16 protein-coding genes are annotated in these 16,060 nt (G+C 65.5%); 8 read left to right on the forward strand and 8 right to left on the reverse strand.

Annotation, left to right across the window (positions count from 1 at the left end; genetic code table 11):
- Positions 1-209: 209 nt before the first annotated feature.
- Both rpsO and LGM89_RS10460 read right to left on the reverse strand, forming a co-directional pair.
- Positions 210-479, reverse strand: coding sequence for a 30S ribosomal protein S15 (gene rpsO, locus LGM89_RS10455; RefSeq protein ID WP_006398792.1), 270 nt, complete (start codon positions 477-479; stop codon positions 210-212).
- 107 nt (positions 480-586) lie between these two features.
- Positions 587-1,846, reverse strand: coding sequence for a branched-chain amino acid ABC transporter substrate-binding protein (locus tag LGM89_RS10460; protein ID WP_089495331.1), 1,260 nt, complete (start codon positions 1,844-1,846; stop codon positions 587-589).
- 169 nt (positions 1,847-2,015) lie between these two features.
- Here LGM89_RS10460 and LGM89_RS10465 point away from each other — a divergent pair, with 169 nt between their 5' ends.
- From LGM89_RS10465 to LGM89_RS10475, 3 genes are all read left to right on the forward strand, one after another.
- Positions 2,016-2,528 (forward strand): hypothetical protein, encoded by a 513-nt coding sequence (locus tag LGM89_RS10465; protein WP_069248473.1) that lies wholly within the window; start codon positions 2,016-2,018, stop codon positions 2,526-2,528.
- A 382-nt stretch (positions 2,529-2,910) separates the two neighbouring features.
- Positions 2,911-3,552, forward strand: coding sequence for a carbonic anhydrase (locus LGM89_RS10470; protein ID WP_226273031.1), 642 nt, complete (start codon positions 2,911-2,913; stop codon positions 3,550-3,552).
- 37 nt (positions 3,553-3,589) lie between these two features.
- Positions 3,590-5,140, forward strand: a complete 1,551-nt coding sequence (locus LGM89_RS10475) for a SulP family inorganic anion transporter (protein ID WP_226273032.1) — start codon at positions 3,590-3,592, stop codon at positions 5,138-5,140.
- A gap of 84 nt (positions 5,141-5,224) precedes the next feature.
- Here the strand turns inward: LGM89_RS10475 and LGM89_RS10480 are convergent, their stop codons facing one another.
- The 6 genes from LGM89_RS10480 to LGM89_RS10505 form a co-directional block, all read right to left on the reverse strand.
- A complete protein-coding gene (locus LGM89_RS10480; protein WP_226207071.1) occupies positions 5,225-6,769 on the reverse strand; it encodes a 2-isopropylmalate synthase in 1,545 nt (514 codons plus the stop codon).
- Positions 6,770-7,088: 319 nt separating this feature from the next.
- Entirely contained in the window at positions 7,089-7,961 is an 873-nt protein-coding gene (gene pssA, locus LGM89_RS10485) for a CDP-diacylglycerol--serine O-phosphatidyltransferase (protein ID WP_069248477.1), read from the reverse strand.
- A gap of 15 nt (positions 7,962-7,976) precedes the next feature.
- On the reverse strand, positions 7,977-8,621 hold the full coding sequence (locus tag LGM89_RS10490) for a phosphatidylserine decarboxylase (RefSeq protein ID WP_039370565.1): 645 nt from the start codon (positions 8,619-8,621) through the stop codon (positions 7,977-7,979).
- Positions 8,622-8,748: 127 nt separating this feature from the next.
- Positions 8,749-9,765 carry a ketol-acid reductoisomerase gene (ilvC, locus tag LGM89_RS10495; RefSeq protein WP_039370562.1) on the reverse strand — a complete coding sequence of 339 codons (1,017 nt, stop codon included), beginning with the start codon at positions 9,763-9,765 and terminating at the stop codon, positions 8,749-8,751.
- 95 nt (positions 9,766-9,860) lie between these two features.
- Positions 9,861-10,352: an acetolactate synthase small subunit gene (gene ilvN / locus LGM89_RS10500; RefSeq protein ID WP_011352712.1), complete on the reverse strand. Its 492-nt coding sequence runs from the start codon at positions 10,350-10,352 to the stop codon at positions 9,861-9,863.
- A gap of 112 nt (positions 10,353-10,464) precedes the next feature.
- A complete protein-coding gene (locus LGM89_RS10505) occupies positions 10,465-12,228 on the reverse strand; it encodes an acetolactate synthase 3 catalytic subunit (protein ID WP_011352713.1) in 1,764 nt (587 codons plus the stop codon).
- 354 nt (positions 12,229-12,582) lie between these two features.
- Here LGM89_RS10505 and LGM89_RS10510 point away from each other — a divergent pair, with 354 nt between their 5' ends.
- The 5 genes from LGM89_RS10510 (at position 12,583) to LGM89_RS10530 (ending at position 16,036) form a co-directional block, all read left to right on the forward strand.
- Entirely contained in the window at positions 12,583-13,146 is a 564-nt protein-coding gene (locus tag LGM89_RS10510) for an RNA polymerase sigma factor (RefSeq protein WP_089495335.1), read from the forward strand.
- Positions 13,143-13,568, forward strand: a complete 426-nt coding sequence (locus LGM89_RS10515; protein WP_089495336.1) for a DUF3619 family protein — start codon at positions 13,143-13,145, stop codon at positions 13,566-13,568. Before LGM89_RS10510 ends, LGM89_RS10515 begins: the two co-directional genes overlap by 4 nt.
- Positions 13,569-13,594: 26 nt before the next feature.
- On the forward strand, positions 13,595-14,359 hold the full coding sequence (locus LGM89_RS10520) for a DUF3106 domain-containing protein (protein WP_089495337.1): 765 nt from the start codon (positions 13,595-13,597) through the stop codon (positions 14,357-14,359).
- Between the two features lie 6 nt (positions 14,360-14,365).
- Positions 14,366-14,872: an RDD family protein gene (locus LGM89_RS10525; RefSeq protein ID WP_089495338.1), complete on the forward strand. Its 507-nt coding sequence runs from the start codon at positions 14,366-14,368 to the stop codon at positions 14,870-14,872.
- Positions 14,873-15,097: 225 nt separating this feature from the next.
- Positions 15,098-16,036, forward strand: coding sequence for a UDP-2,3-diacylglucosamine diphosphatase (locus LGM89_RS10530; protein ID WP_041492905.1), 939 nt, complete (start codon positions 15,098-15,100; stop codon positions 16,034-16,036).
- The last annotated feature ends 24 nt before the right edge of the window (positions 16,037-16,060 follow it).

Below are 16,060 nucleotides of genomic sequence, written 5' to 3' on the forward strand. Positions count from 1 at the left end.
AAGGTGTGTTTTTTATGCCATTCCAGCGCGGCGCTCGCGCAGCGACGCGCTGGAATGACACAAATCCTGCCCCGGTATCAGTCGTTGCGGCAGCCCGGCACAACCGTGCCGGACGGCCTGCGGTGCGCGTGACGCTACGCACCGCGCAAAAACAAAATGCCTGTATCAGCGGACTGACACAGGCATCTTGCTGGCGGCAATCGCCTCGATTACTTACGCAGACCCAGCTTCTCGATCAGTGCGCGGTAACGGTCGGCATCCTTGCCCTTGAGGTAGTCGAGCAGCTTGCGGCGGCGGCTCACCATGCGCAGCAGACCGCGGCGGCTGTGGTGATCCTTCGCGTGGGTCTTGAAGTGACCCGTCAGTTCGACGATACGCGCGGTCAGCAGTGCGACCTGGACTTCGGGGCTCCCCGTGTCGTTGGTACCGCGGGCGAACTGAGCAACAACTTCCGACTTCTTGATATCTGCAACAGACATGTGATTTCCTTTCTAACTGAACAGGCGGACACGGAAGAATGGCCGTGCCGTGACTTACAACCGGCGCGCATTGTAGCACAACTCCGCGCCGTTCTTACCGCCTCCTGTCACGGGCGCGTCATCGAACAGGCGGACGGCATCTCCGTGCGCGGCGCCGGCACCGCGAGCACCGTCCGGAAACCGTAGCCCGAGCCCTCGTTGTCGAAGCGCACGCCCGGCGTGCCGACCTTATCCATCTCCATCACGTAAAGGGGCTGGATCAGCTGGTGATCCTGCGCGCGCATCTTCGATGCGTGGAAGCCGTCGTCGAACGACAGGCCCTCGAGCGCGCGTGCGACCGCGACGGGGTCGGCCGACCCCGCGCGATTCATCGCGGCGGCCAGCATCTCGATCATCAGGCTCATCCGTCGCACCGGATAGTCGTCCTGGGCGGCCGGAAAACGGCTCCGGAACGCGCGGTAAAACGCATCCGATTTCGCGCCGCCCGCGTTCGGGTGCCAGTCCGCCACGGCCACGACCCGTCCGACACCGGCATCGCCGAGCGCCGCCGGCGCGCCGAGGCTGTTGCCGTAGAAGGTATAGAACTTCGCATTCAGCCCCTGCTCGCGTGCCGCCTTCACGAGCAGCGTGAGGTCGTTGCCCCAGTTGCCGGTCACGACGGCGTCGGCGCCGCTCGCGCGGATCTTCGCGATGTACGGCGAGAAATCCTTGATCCGGCCGATCGGGTGGAATTCGTCGCCGGCGATCGTCACCTCCGGACGCCGCGTGGCCAGCGCCTGTCGGGCGAGCGCGCTGACGTCGCGGCCGAAGCTGTAGTCCTGGTTGAGCAGATAGACTTTGCGGAGCGCGCGGTCGCGCGCCATCACGTCCGCGAGCGCGGCCATCCGCATGCCCGCGTGGGCATCGAAACGGAAATGCCAGAAACTGCAGCGCGCACCGGTCAGCGCCGGATCGTCGGCCGAATAGTTGAGGAACAGCATCCGGTTGTCCGGATCGCGCGCGTTCAGCTTGTCGAGCGCCGCGACGAGCGCGGCGGCGACGGCCGAACTGTTGCCTTGCGTGACGAACCCGATATGGCGGTCCGCGGCCGCGCGCAACTGCACGAGCGCCTCCTCGGGGCTCCCTTTGCTGTCGAGCACCACCAGTTCGAGCGGATGCGCACCGTCGCGCAGCTTCACGCCGCCCGCCGCGTTGACCTGCTCGACGCCGAAGCGCAGGTTGCGTTCGACCGCCGCACCCGCATTCGCGAACGGGCCCGACATCCCTTCGATCAGCGCGATCCGCACCGGCTCGCCGCCGGCAAACGCCGACGACACCAGCATCCATCCCGCGCTCAACGCGAGCGCACAACGCTTCCACCCCTGCATCGGCCACCTGCCCTTCAATCTGCCCGAGAAGCGCGGATCATAGGCCGGCGCCCACGCCGCCCGCAAGCGCGACGCGCCCGGCGATCCGCACCGATTTTTTCCGCGCGATGCGCCGTCGCACGCCGTCCGTGATAAAACGGGACTTGTTTCCGTGTTCTGGAGAATCCCCATGCGCATTCGCATTTCCGCGCGCCTGCCGGTGCTGGTCGCCAGCGCCGCCGCGCTGCTGGCCGGTTGCGCGCAACCGTGGCAGCAATACCAGGCCGGCCAGGACGAGTCGGCGATCGTCGCACGCATGGGCCCGCCGCGCGAAATCTACGACCTGCCCGGCGGCGGCAAGCGCCTGATGTGGCCGACCCAGCCGATGGGCGAAATCACCATCGCGGCCGACGTCGACGCGGCCCACAAGATCGTCAACGTGCGCCAGGTCCTGCAGCCGAACGAGTTCTATCGCGCGGAGATCGGCAAGTGGACGAAGACCGACGTCCTCGTGAACTTCGGACGCCCCGTCGAGACGTCCTACTTCCCGCTGATGAAGCGCGAGGTGTGGACTTACCGGTATCTCGAGGACAACGTCTGGTACATGATGTACAGCTTCTACTTCGATCCGCAGGGCATCCTGCGCATCACGCAGAAAACGCCCGACCCGCTGCACGACCCCGACCGCCGCAACCTGTTCTGACCGATTACGCATTTACGCGCAATTTTCAGCATGGCCATTCACGAATCATTGCGTGAATGGCCATTTCCTTTTTTCCGCTTCCCGATTAATTCGGAAAATGCGACGGAAATCTTTTCCGTTCGATGACATTCCGATGGCACCTCGCTGACATCCCCGTCATGCGGGCCTTTGCGCGGAAACAGGCATGCGCAGCGCATGTCATGCGGCGAATTGGTGCACGCCATGCACTACGCCAAATCAATTTGAAACAAATTGTTTCAGCACCCCCGAAGTGCTAGGGCATACCCCTAATATCAGTCGAAAACCAACCTTTCAATTTAGAAAGAATGCCATTGCGACATTTTTGCCGATATTCGTTTGCCTTTATCACAAAGGAGTCCTCATGAATCGCCCCAAGAGCATGCTGGTTGCCAACATCGCCTGGGCCCGCGAAACGCGTGAATACACGCCCGGCTTCTTCGACGCGCTCGCGCGCGGCCAGAATCCGCGCGTGCTGTGGATCGGCTGCGCCGACAGCCGCGTGCCGGCCGAGACCATCACGCACTGCGCGCCCGGCGAGCTGTTCGTCCATCGCAACATCGCGAACCTGTTCCATCCCGACGACGACAATTCCGCCAGCGTCCTCGAGTACGCGGTGCGCGTGCTGCAGGTCGACCACGTGATCGTGTGCGGGCACTACGGATGCGGCGGCGTACGCGCGTCGCTGCTGCCGCCGCCGTCCGACCTGCCGCACGTCGCGCGCCGCATCGCGCCGCTCTGTGCGCTCGCGCGGCGCCATCGCGACACGCTGGACGGGCTTGACGACACGGCCGCCGCCGACCGCCTCGCCGAACTCAACGTGCTCGAACAGGTGAGGCTGCTGCGCGCGTCCCCGATCGTGCAGGGCCGCGAACGACCGCCGCTCGTGCACGGCTGGATCTTTTCGCTCGCCGACGGCCGCCTGCAGGAACTCGATTCCGGCTACACCACGCCGCCCGCCGACGTCGAACCCGTGCAGGCCGCGACGGCCGGCGCGCTCGGCTGACCTACCCCGCCCCCAAGCCAATGAAATCGCCCCAACCATGAAACTGAACGAGCGCCTGTCCACCCTGCCGCGCGACATCGTCGCCGGCGTCGTCGTGTTCCTCGTCGCGCTGCCGCTGTGTCTCGGCATCGCCAATGCATCCGGCGTCGAACCGTTCGCCGGGCTCGTGTCCGGGATCGTCGGCGGCATCGTCGTCGCGCTGCTGAGCGGCTCGTCGCTGTCCGTCAGCGGGCCGGCCGCCGGCCTCGTCGTGATCGTCGTCGAAGGCATCGCGCAACTCGGCAGCTTCTCCGCGTTCCTGCTCGCGGTGCTGCTGTCCGGCGTGCTGCAGTTCGGGTTCGGCATGCTGCGCGCCGGCCGCTTCGCCGCCTATGTGCCGTCGCCCGTCATCAAGGGCATGCTCGCCGCGATCGGCCTGCTGCTGATCGTGAAGCAGATTCCGTTCGCCTTCGGTATCGGCGGCTCGGCGGCGCAATCGTTTGCGAACTGGCCGGGCCTGCCGGTCGCGTGGGCCGCGACGGCCACCGCGCTCGCCTCGCTCGCGCTGCTGGTCGCGTGGGACACGCCCGTGCTGCGCCGCTTCGCGCTGGTGCGCGCGGTGCCGGCCCCGCTTGCGGTGGTCGTGCTGGGGATCGGCGCCACGCTCGTGTTGAGCGTCGTCGCACCGTCCGTTGCGCCGGGCGCCGCCCATCGCGTGACACTGCCCGAACTCGGATCGTTCGCGGCCTTCGCGGCGTCGCTCAAGCATGCGGAACTCGGCCCGAACTTCGCGCAGCTCGTCAATCCTGACGTGTGGCGGGTTGCGATCACGCTCGCGGTCGTCGCAAGCCTCGAGACGCTGCTGAGCCTCGAAGCGGTCGAGCAGATCGACCCGAAGCGCCGGCCGACCCAGCCTGACCGCGAACTCAAGGCCCAGGGCGTCGGCAATCTCGTCGCGGGCGCGGTCGGCGGATTGCCGATCACGTCGGTGATCGTGCGCAGCTCGGTGAACGTCAATGCGGGCGCGCAAAGCCGGATGTCGGCGATCGTGCACGGGATGCTGCTGCTCGCGAGCGTGTTCGCGCTCACCGGCCTGATCAACCTGACCCCGCTCGCGAGCCTGGCCGCGATCCTGATCCACACCGGCTTCAAGCTCGCGAAACCGGCGCTGTTCCGCTCGGTGATGAAACAGGGGCCGGCCGCATTCGTGCCGTTCGCCGCGACGATCGCCGGCGTGCTCGCGGTCGACCTGCTGTTCGGCATCGCGCTCGGCCTCGCGTGCAGCGTGCTGGCGGTCGCCGTCGCGAACCTGAAGAGCCCCGTCACGCTCGCGCAGCACGACGATCACTTCCTGCTGTCGTTCCGCAAGGACGTGTCGTTTCTCGGCAAGGTGCAGGTCAAGCATCACCTGCGGCACATTCCCGACCGGGCCGCGGTGATCATCGACGCGACGCGTGCCGACTATATCGATCACGACGTGCTCGAGCTGCTCGATGCGTTCGTCGCCGATGCGCCGAGACGCGGCATCGCGGTCGAGTTCCGGCGGCGCAGCCCGGCGCCGCGCACGGCCGCGCGCCGCTGGCTGTTCCGCGCGCCGGCCGCCGAATGAGCAGTGGATGAGTGGGTAAATGAAAAAACGCCCCGGCGGCGCAGGGCCGCACGGGGCGTTTCGGTGACGCGCAGCGCGCTGCGCTTATGAGCGCTGCGGATTGACCTTGTCGTCCTTCGAATGCAGCTTGTTCAGTGCGGAGATGTACGCCTTCGCGGATGCGGCGACGATGTCCGGATCGGTGCCGACGCCGTTGACGATCCGCCCGCTCTTCGACAGCCGGACGGTCACTTCGCCCTGCGCCTGCGTGCCGGTCGTGATCGCGTTCACCGAATACAGCAGCAGCTCGGACCCGCTGCCGACTTCGCCCTCGATCGCATTGAACGTAGCATCGACCGGGCCGTTGCCGCGCGCTTCACCGGTCACTTCCTTGCCTTCGACCGCGAACACGATTTTCGCCTGCGGTTGCTCGCCCGTCTCCGAACGCTGCGACAGCGACACGAACTTGAAGTGCTCCTGCTCGTGCGCGAGCGCCGATTCCTCGGACACGATCGCGATGATGTCTTCGTCGAAGATCTCGGCCTTGCGATCGGCCAGATCCTTGAAGCGCATGAACGCGGCATTGAGTTCGCTCTCGCTGTCGAGCGCCACGCCGAGCTCCTGCAGGCGCTGCTTGAACGCGTTGCGGCCCGACAGCTTGCCGAGCACGATCTTGTTCGCGGTCCAGCCCACGTCTTCCGCGCGCATGATCTCGTAGGTGTCGCGCGCCTTCAGCACGCCGTCCTGGTGAATGCCCGACGCATGCGCGAACGCGTTCGCGCCGACCACCGCCTTGTTCGGCTGCACGACGAAGCCGGTGATCTGCGACACGAGCTTCGACGTCGGTACGATCTGCGTCGTGTCGATGCCGACGTCGAGGCCGAAGTAGTCCTTGCGGGTCTTCACGGCCATCACGATTTCTTCGAGCGACGTGTTGCCCGCGCGCTCGCCGAGGCCGTTGATCGTGCACTCGATCTGGCGCGCACCGCCGATCTTCACGCCGGCGAGCGAGTTCGCCACCGCCATCCCGAGATCGTTGTGGCAATGCACCGAGAAGATCGCCTTGTCCGAGTTCGGAATGCGCTCCCGCAGCGTCTTCACGAGGTTGCCGTACAGCTCCGGCACGCCGTAGCCGACCGTGTCCGCAATGTTGATCGTCGTCGCGCCTTCCGCGATCACGGCTTCCAGCACGCGGCACAGGAAGTCGAGATCCGAGCGGCTGCCGTCTTCCGGCGAGAATTCGACGTTGTCGGTGAACTTGCGCGCGAAACGCACCGCGAGACGCGCCTGCTCGAACACCTGGTCGGGCGTCATCCGCAGCTTCTTCTCCATGTGCAGCGGCGACGTCGCGATGAACGTGTGGATCCGCGCGCTGTTGGCCGGCTTCAGCGCATCAGCGGCGCGCTGGATGTCCTTGTCGTTGGCGCGCGCCAGCGAGCAGATCGTGCTGTCCTTCACGAGACCGGCGATCGTGTGGATCGCGTCGAAATCGCCGTTCGAGCTGGCTGCGAAGCCGGCCTCGATCACGTCGACCTTCATCCGCTCGAGGTGCTTCGCGATGCGGATTTTCTCTTCCTTCGTCATCGACGCACCGGGCGATTGTTCGCCGTCACGCAACGTCGTATCGAAAATGATCAGCTTGTCTGTCATGGGGGGCTCCAGGGCTCTTTATACGGAAGTCAAACGTAACGAGATCGCGCCACCGCTGGCGACGCTCGACAACAGACGAAGCTTGACGGGGGGCGAGAACGGTCAGCGCGGCAGGCGCGCCGAAGCTAGCGCGCGTAGCGGCGCACCGGCTAGAAGGAGGGAGAGGCGGGAAAATGCAGTCATGCCAAAGACTATAGCGGCATTCCGTTGGGTGCGCAATCGGACGGCACCCGGGGTTTCCGGCCGCACGGGCCGAACCAGGGACAAATGAAAACGGCGACCCTGGGGCCGCCGTTTCCGGGCAAAGCATGCGCGTGCGTCAGTGATCGCGCTGCGACGAGCGTGCCGGATTCGCGCGCCCGCGGATGGCCATGTAGCCCCAGAACACGTAGCCGGACAGCCCGTACAGCACGAACAGGCAGAACAGCATCAGCGGCGGATCGGACGACACGAGCACGAACGCGACGACGACCAGCAGGATCGCCGCGAACGGCACGCGGTGCCGCACGTCGAGCGCCTTGCCGCTGTAGAACGGCGCGTTCGACACCATCGTCACGCCCGCGTAGATCGTCAGCACGAACGCGACCCACGGCAGCCAGCCGAGCTTCATCGGCACGCGGTTGTCAGTGGCAAGCCACACGAAGCCCGCGATCAGTGCGGCCGCGGCCGGGCTCGGCAGCCCCTGGAAGAAGCGCTTGTCGACGACGCCGATGTTCGTATTGAAGCGCGCAAGGCGCAGCGCGGCGCCCGAGCAGTACACGAACGCGGCGAGCCAGCCCCAGCGGCCGAGATCCTTCAGCACCCACTCGTACATCACGAGCGCGGGCGCGACGCCGAACGACACCATGTCCGACAGGCTGTCGAACTGCTCGCCGAACGCGCTCTGCGTATGCGTCATGCGTGCCACGCGTCCGTCCATTCCGTCGAGCACCATCGCGACGAAAATCGCGATCGCGGCGATCTCGAAGCGCACGTTCATCGCCTGCACGACCGCGAAGAAGCCGCAGAACAGCGCGGCGGTCGTGAACGCGTTCGGCAGCAGGTAGATGCCGCGCGTCTTCAGGAACCGCTGGCGCGCGGCGCGGCGGCTCTCGATAGGCACCGGATCCTGTGCCATCACCTTGTTGCGCCGGAACGGGCGTGGCGTCTGGCCGGCGCCGTTGCGCGGCCGACGCGGTTTGAATGCGGCCATCGTGCGCCTCGCCGCTTACTGTTCGAGTTCGGCGAGGATCGTCGACGACGCGTAGACCTTCTCGCCGATCGACACCTTCGCGCGGCTGCCGAGCGGCAGGTACACGTCGACGCGCGAACCGAAGCGGATGAAACCGTAGCGCTGGCCGCGCGACAGCGGTTCGCCCGCGCGCACGTAGCAGAGGATCCGGCGCGCAACGAGGCCGGCGATCTGCACCGCGGTCACGGTCTTGCCGCTCGCCGTCTGGATCACGACCGCATTACGCTCGTTCTCGGTCGACGCCTTGTCGATCGCCGCGTTCAGGAACGCGCCCGGGAAGTATTCGACCTTGGAGATCGCGCCATCGACCGGCGAACGCTGCGAATGGACGTTGAAGACATTCATGAACACGCTGATCTTCAGCGCTTCGCGGTTCGCGTACGGGTCCTGCGTGGTCTCGACCGCGACGATGCGGCCGTCCGCCGGGCACAGCACCGCGTTCGGCTGCGCCGGGATCGGACGCTGCGGGTCGCGGAAGAACTGGACGACGAAGACGAGCAGCAGCCAGAACGGCCACGCGAAGCCGAAGCCCCCGACAGCATGGATCAACAGCGCGATGACGGCTGCAATCGCGATGAACGGCCAGCCTTCGCGCGCGATGATCGGATGAGGATAGTTCATGGATTCGTTCTGTGTTCGGTGAATTGCAAAGCCCGTAGGATAGCAAAAGCCGCCCGGGGCACTGCTGCCTTCGGGCGGCTTTTTGGTACCGGCCCTCTATTCGAAGGGCCGGAACAGCACGCGGTGCTTAGTTCTTCGACTGGTCGACGAGCTTGTTCTTCGCGATCCACGGCATCATCGCGCGCAGCTTCGAGCCGACTTGCTCGATCTGGTGCTCGGCCGTCAGGCGGCGGCGCGACTGCAGCGTCGGTGCGCCTGCCTTGTTCTCGAGAATGAAGCTCTTCGCGTACTCGCCCGTCTGGATGTCGGTCAGGCACTGCTTCATCGCCTTCTTCGTCTCTTCCGTGACGATGCGCGGGCCCGTCACGTACTCGCCGTACTCGGCGTTGTTCGAGATCGAGTAGTTCATGTTCGCGATGCCGCCTTCGTAGATCAGGTCGACGATCAGCTTCAGTTCGTGCAGGCACTCGAAGTACGCCATTTCCGGCGCGTAGCCTGCTTCGACCAGCGTCTCGAAGCCGGCCTTGATCAGCTCGACGGTACCGCCGCACAGCACGGCCTGCTCGCCGAACAGGTCGGTTTCGGTTTCTTCACGGAAGTTGGTTTCGATGATGCCCGCACGGCCGCCGCCGTTCGCTGCCGCGTACGACAGCGCGATGTCGCGTGCCGCGCCCGACTTGTTCTGCGCAACCGCGATCAGGTGCGGCACGCCGCCACCTTGCGAGTACGTGCCGCGAACCGTGTGGCCCGGTGCCTTCGGCGCGATCATGATCACGTCGAGGTCGGCGCGCGGGATCACCGCGCCGTAGTGGACGTTGAAGCCGTGCGCGAATGCCAGCGCCGCGCCCTGCTTGATGTTCGCGTGGACTTCCTTCGCGTACACGTCGGCGATCTGCTCGTCCGGCAGCAGCATCATCACGACGTCGGCGCTCTTCACCGCTTCCGCGACTTCCTTGACCGACAGGCCTGCGTTTTCGGCCTTGCTCCACGACGCGCCGCCCTTGCGCAGGCCGACCGTCACGTTCACGCCGCTGTCCTTCAGGTTCAGCGCGTGTGCATGGCCTTGCGAGCCGTAGCCGATGATCGTGACTTGCTTGCCCTTGATGAGGGAGAGGTCAGCGTCTTTGTCGTAGAAAACGTTCATGATGGTTCCTTCGCTAATTCAAAAATTCAACAATTCGTTCGGATGGAGTACTGCGGGCCGGGACATGACGGCGCACCCGGCGTGCCTGTCTGGCATCACACCTTCAGGATGCGCTCGCCGCGTCCGATGCCGGAGCTGCCGGTGCGCACGGTCTCTAAGATCGCGCCCGCGTCCAGCCCCTGGATGAATGCGTCGAGCTTGTCGCTCGCGCCCGTCAATTCGATCGTGTAGGTCTTTTCGGTCACGTCGATGATGCGGCCGCGGAAAATGTCCGCCATCCGCTTCATTTCTTCGCGCTCCTTGCCCACTGCACGTACCTTGATCAGCATCAGCTCGCGTTCGATGTGTGCACCGTCGGTCAGGTCCACCACTTTCACCACCTCGATCAGGCGGTTCAGATGCTTCGTGATCTGTTCGATCACGTCGTCGGAGCCAATGGAAACGATGGTGAGCCGCGACAGCGATTGGTCTTCGGTCGGCGCCACCGTCAAGGTTTCGATGTTGTAGCCGCGTGCGGAAAACAGACCGACCACGCGCGACAGCGCGCCCGGTTCGTTCTCCAGCAGGACGGAAATGATGTGTCTCATGTTCGCTTCTTCCAGAATGTGTCCGTGTCGATTCTCTCGCGCCGCGCGCTGCCGCGTGCCGCGCCGCCCTTCGTGAAGGCGGCCGCATCGGGCTCAGGCGCGCGTCGCGCCGTTACAGATCTTCCGATCCGAGCAGCATCTCGGTGATGCCCTTGCCGGCCTGTACCATCGGCCAGACGTTTTCGGTCGGATCGGTCTGGAAGTCGAGAAACACGGTGCGGTCCTTCAGGCGCAACGCTTCCTTCAGCGCCGGCTCCACATCCGAGGTCTTTTCGATCCGCAAGCCGACATGGCCGTACGCTTCGGCGAGCTTCACGAAATCAGGCAGCGCATCCATGTACGAATGCGAATAGCGCTTGCTGTATTCGATCTGCTGCCACTGGCGAACCATGCCGAGATAGCGGTTGTTCAGCGAAATGATCTTCACGGGCGTGTCGTACTGCAGGCAGGTCGACAGTTCCTGGATGCACATCTGGATCGAGCCTTCGCCCGTGATGCACAGCACGTCGTCGTCCGGGTGCGCCATCTTGACGCCCATCGCTGCCGGCAGGCCGAAGCCCATCGTGCCGAGGCCGCCGGAGTTGATCCAGCGACGCGGCTTGTTGAAACGGTAGAACTGCGCCGCCCACATCTGGTGCTGGCCGACGTCCGAGCACACGAACGCATTGCCGTCCGTCAGCTCCCACGCCTTCTCGACCACGTACTGCGGCTTGATGATCTCGCTCTCGCGGTCGTACTTCAGGCAATCCTTCGAGCGCCAGCCCTCGATGTCCTTCCACCATTGCGCGAGCGCCTCGGTGTCGGGGCCATGCTCGGCCGTCTGCAGCTGCTCGATCAGCTCCTTCAGCACCTCCTTCACGTCGCCGACGATCGGGATGTCGACCTTCACACGCTTCGAGATCGACGACGGGTCGATGTCGATGTGGATGATCTTGCGCGGACGCGACGCGAAGTGCGCCGGGTCGCCGATCACGCGGTCGTCGAAGCGGGCACCGATCGCGATCAGCACGTCGCAGTGCTGCATCGCCATGTTCGCTTCGTAGGTGCCGTGCATGCCGAGCATGCCGAGGAATTTCTTGTCCGACGCGCGATAGCCGCCCAGGCCCATCAGCGTGTTCGTGACCGGGTAGCCGAGGAGATCCGCGAACTGGTTCAGTTCGCGCGACGCGTCGGCGAGGATGATGCCGCCACCCGTGTAGATGTACGGACGCTTCGCCGTCAGCAGCAGCGACACGGCCTTGCGGATCTGGCCCGAATGGCCCTTCGTGACCGGGTTGTACGAACGCAGCGACACGCTCTTGACGGGCTCGTATTCGCACGGCGTCTTCGAGATGTCCTTCGGGATGTCGATCAGCACCGGGCCCGGACGGCCGGTGCGGGCGATATAGAACGCCTTCTTGACGGTTTCCGCGAGGTCGCGCACGTCCTTCACGAGGAAGTTGTGCTTCACGCACGGACGCGTGATGCCGACGGTGTCGCACTCCTGGAAGGCATCCTGGCCGATCGCGGCCGTGGGCACCTGGCCGCTGATCACGACCATCGGGATCGAATCCATGTACGCCGTGGCGATGCCGGTCACCGCGTTGGTGACACCGGGGCCCGACGTCACGAGGCAGACGCCGACATTGCCGGTGGAACGCGCATACGCATCGGCTGCGTGCACGGCCGCTTGTTCATGGCGCACCAGCACGTGCTGAATCTTGTCCTGCTTGTAAAGCTCGTCGTAGATGTAAAGTACCGAGCCGCCGGGGTAGCCCCAGATGAATTCGACGTTTTCATCGGCCAGTGCCTTCATGAGCACGGTACCGCCGATGGAGTCGCTATCGGGAGGGGAAAGGGGTTCCGACGTGGAGAATTCCGCGCTGGGCATGTTCATTTTGACCTTTCGAATTTTCGGCAAAAAATTGATCGGGTGCTCTCTGCCGGGCTTGTGGCTCGGGTTCAAGCGGCGCGTCCAGTTTGAAGGGCAGGCTTCTTGGGCCAGCCTCAAATGAGACCATCACTTCATGTTGCGAATCATTGACGATAGCGGGTCGCGAGGGGGTCGTCAAGCAAAATATCCCGCAGCGCATCATGGGCGCCGCCCGGCACCCGCCGCCGCGGCTCGCGCGCAACGTGCGGCGGCCAACCCGGTGCCAAGCGGCGCGAAAATTTGATAGCATCCGCGGGTTTTACGAAATTTTTCGCCCTTTTACACCACGCAGCGGCCCGCAGCGCATACCTTCACGGAATGGCATCAGACAAGGAACTCGCCGACTTTCTGGCGGGCGTCGAAAGGCGCGCGTTCAAGCAGGCTGCGTACGCCGTGCGTGACGACGATGCGTCGCTCGACATCGTGCAGGACGCGATGATCAAGCTTGCGGAGAAGTACGGCGACCGGCCGGCGGCCGAGTTGCCGCTGCTTTTTCAGCGGATCCTGCAGAACGCGATCCACGACTGGTTCCGTCGGCAGAAAGTCCGCAACACGTGGGTCACGCTCTTCTCGTCGCTGAACAGCGGCGACGACGACGACTTCGACCCGCTCGAAACACTCGAATCCGCGGACGACAACGCGGGCGTCGAAAGCAGCGAGCACCGCCTCGAACGAGAGCAGGTTCTGGCCCTGATCGACGAAGAAATCCAGAAGCTTCCGGCGCGTCAACGGGAAGCGTTCCTGATGCGTTATTGGGAAGATATGGATGTCGCCGAGACTGCCGCCGCGATGGGGTGCTCCGAGGGCAGCGTGAAGACGCACTGCTCACGGGCCACCCACACGCTGGCGCATGCGCTCAAGGCCAAAGGAATCACGCTATGAGCTCCGCTCCCGCAAATCGAGAACACGAATTCGCGTTGAAGGTGCGCCGCGCGCTGGACGAGTGCGCGGCCGACCTGCCTGCCGCGACCACCGACCGTCTGGCCGTCGCCCGCCGGGCCGCGCTCGCGCGCAAGAAGCCCGAAGCCGCGACCGTGCCGGTGTTCGTGCCGGCCTTCGCCGGCGCGGCCGGTGCGTACGGCACGGCGCCCGCGAGCCGCCCGCAGGCGTCGCTCGCGCGCCGCCTGCTGCGCGCGTGGCCGCTGGCGCTGCTGCTCGCGGGGCTCGTCGGCATCGCCTACTGGGAAGACATGCAGCGCACCGCCGAACTCGCCGACATCGACGCGGCGATGCTCAGCGACGACCTGCCGCTCAATGCGTATCTCGATCACGGGTTCAACGCGTATCTGTCGCGCGCTCACTAACAGACAATAACGAGGGGATCGCACGGGTGAGTCAGAAGCGCGGCCTGGCCGTATTTTTCGGATGCGTAATCGCGATCGCCGTTTCCTACGTCGCCACTTACCCACGATTCCACCCGGCCCCCGCGACGACCGCCGCCGCGGTCAGCAGCCCTGCCGCGCCAGCATCGGCCGCGACCGGGCTGAGCACCGAACTCCCCCCGCTGCCCCTACCCCTGCCGCTGCCGGCCGCTACCGGCCCGTTGTCGTGGGCGCGCCTCACGCCGGCGCAGCACGCGGCGCTCGCGCCGTTCGCCGACCAGTGGGACGGCTTCAGCGATGCCCGCAAGCGTAAATGGCTGAAGATCGCATCGCGTTTCGCGAAGTTGACGCCCGATGACCAGAAGCGCCTGCAGGACCGGATGACCGAATGGGCCAAGATGACGCCCGAGCAGCGCCGCGTCGCGCGCGAGAACTACCAGAGTGCGAAGGAGCTTTCCGCACAGGCGCGCGAGCGGGCGTGGAAGGCATACCAGCAACTCCCGGAAGAGCAGAAGGAACGGCTCGCGGCCGCCGAGCGCCGCCGCCGGCCGAGCGTCGTCAGTGCGCCGCCGACCGTCGCCGACCGGGACGTGCGCCGCCTCGTCAATTCGCACGAACACCCAGCAAGCGGCCCGGCCACCGTACCGGCGCCCGTCTCGGCTGCCGTCGCGCCGCCGGTACCCGCATCGTCGACGGCCGGCACCGCATCCGCGCCGGCTGCCGTGGCGCCGGTGTCGCCCGCCGACGCGCCCTCGCTGTTCAAGGGCTCCTGAGCGCCCGTGGCGAACGCCCACGCACCTGAAACTCCGACCGCCGCGCCGTCCGTGCGACGGCGTCTCGCCGCGCTGCTCTACGAAGGTGTGCTGCTGTTCGGCGTGGTGTTCTTCGCCGGGCTCGCGTTCAGCCTCGCGACGCAGCAACGCAACGGCCTCGTCCATCACAATCTGCTCGCCGCCTGGATCGCGCTCGTGGTCGGCGCGTACTTCGTCTGGTTCTGGACCCACGGCGGCCAAACGCTGCCGATGAAGACCTGGCGGCTGCGGCTCGAATCGTCGAGCGGCCGGCCGCTGAGCGCGGGCCACGCGCTCGTCCGCTATGTGCTCGGCTGGCTGTGGTTCCTGCCGCCGCTCGCGCTGCATCCACTCCTCGGCCTGTCGGTACCCGTCACGCTCGCGCTCACCGCCGCATGGATCGCCGTATGGGCAGGCGCCGCGCGACTGCATGCCGAGCGCCAGTTTCCGCACGACCGGATCGCCCGCACGCGCGTCGTCGCGATACCGCGCTGACGCACGGCATTCGCCTGATGAAAACACCTCGCCGAGGCGACTTCCGCCCGGCCCGGCAGCCTTGCCCGACAATGGCGAGCCGTTCCGTACGGCACATTACGCAACGCCCGGTCATTCACTGCTAAACACCCTGCAGCGGTCGTAATAAGAACGTCTCGTGACTGTCATGGCACAGTCACGCCCGCATGGCGGAATGCCGGTAATGTCAACCGGCGCGAGTCATGCATGGGCCAGAAAACGTCCGCGACCTCCCTGTTCCGTCACCCCATCGGCGCCCGCGCCGCCACAGCATTCCTGTCCGGTTCTGCCGCAACCGATGGGCTAGTATCGCAAGACCCGCCTGCCGGGCACGCCGCGCAGCATGACGACCCCGACTCGTCGGCCCACCGCTACCGCACCATCTGGCTGTCCGACATCCACCTCGGCTCGAGCGGCTGCCAGGCGCCGTACCTGCTCGACTTCCTGCGCCACAACGATTCGGAGTACCTGTACCTCGTCGGCGACATCATCGACGGCTGGCAGCTGAAGAAGGGCTGGTACTGGCCGCAGGCGCACAACGACGTCGTGCAGAAGATCCTGCGCAAGGCACGCAAGGGGACGCAGGTCGTCTACATCCCCGGCAACCACGACGAAGGCGCGCGGCAGTTCTGCGATCTCGCGTTCGGCGACATCCAGGTGCGCGGCGAGGCGTTCCACACGACGCTCGCGGGCAAACGTTTGTGGATCGTGCACGGCGATCTGTTCGACGGCGTGATCCAGCACGCGAAATGGCTCGCGTACCTCGGCGACACGCTCTACACGCTGATCCTCGTGCTCAACCGCTGGTTCAACCGGATCCGCAGCCGGCTCGGCTTCCAGTACTGGTCGCTGTCGCAGTACCTGAAGCACCAGGTCAAGAACGCCGTCAACTTCATCTCCCAGTTCGAGACCGTGATGACCGACGAGGCGCGCCGCCGCGGCTGCGACGGCGTCGTGTGCGGCCACATCCACAAGGCGGAGATCCGCGACATCGACGGCGTGCTGTACTGCAACGACGGCGACTGGGTCGAAAGCCTGTCCGCACTCGTCGAAACGATGGAAGGCGAACTGAAGATCGTCTACTGGACGGTGATGCGCACCGCACCGACGGAGACCACGTCGCGCAAGGCCAAGGCCACTGCCTGACACCCCCCTACTTACAGGACAAAG

Origin of the sequence: Burkholderia sp. AU31624, assembly GCF_020420065.1 — a bacterium.
Lineage (GTDB): Bacteria > Pseudomonadota > Gammaproteobacteria > Burkholderiales > Burkholderiaceae > Burkholderia.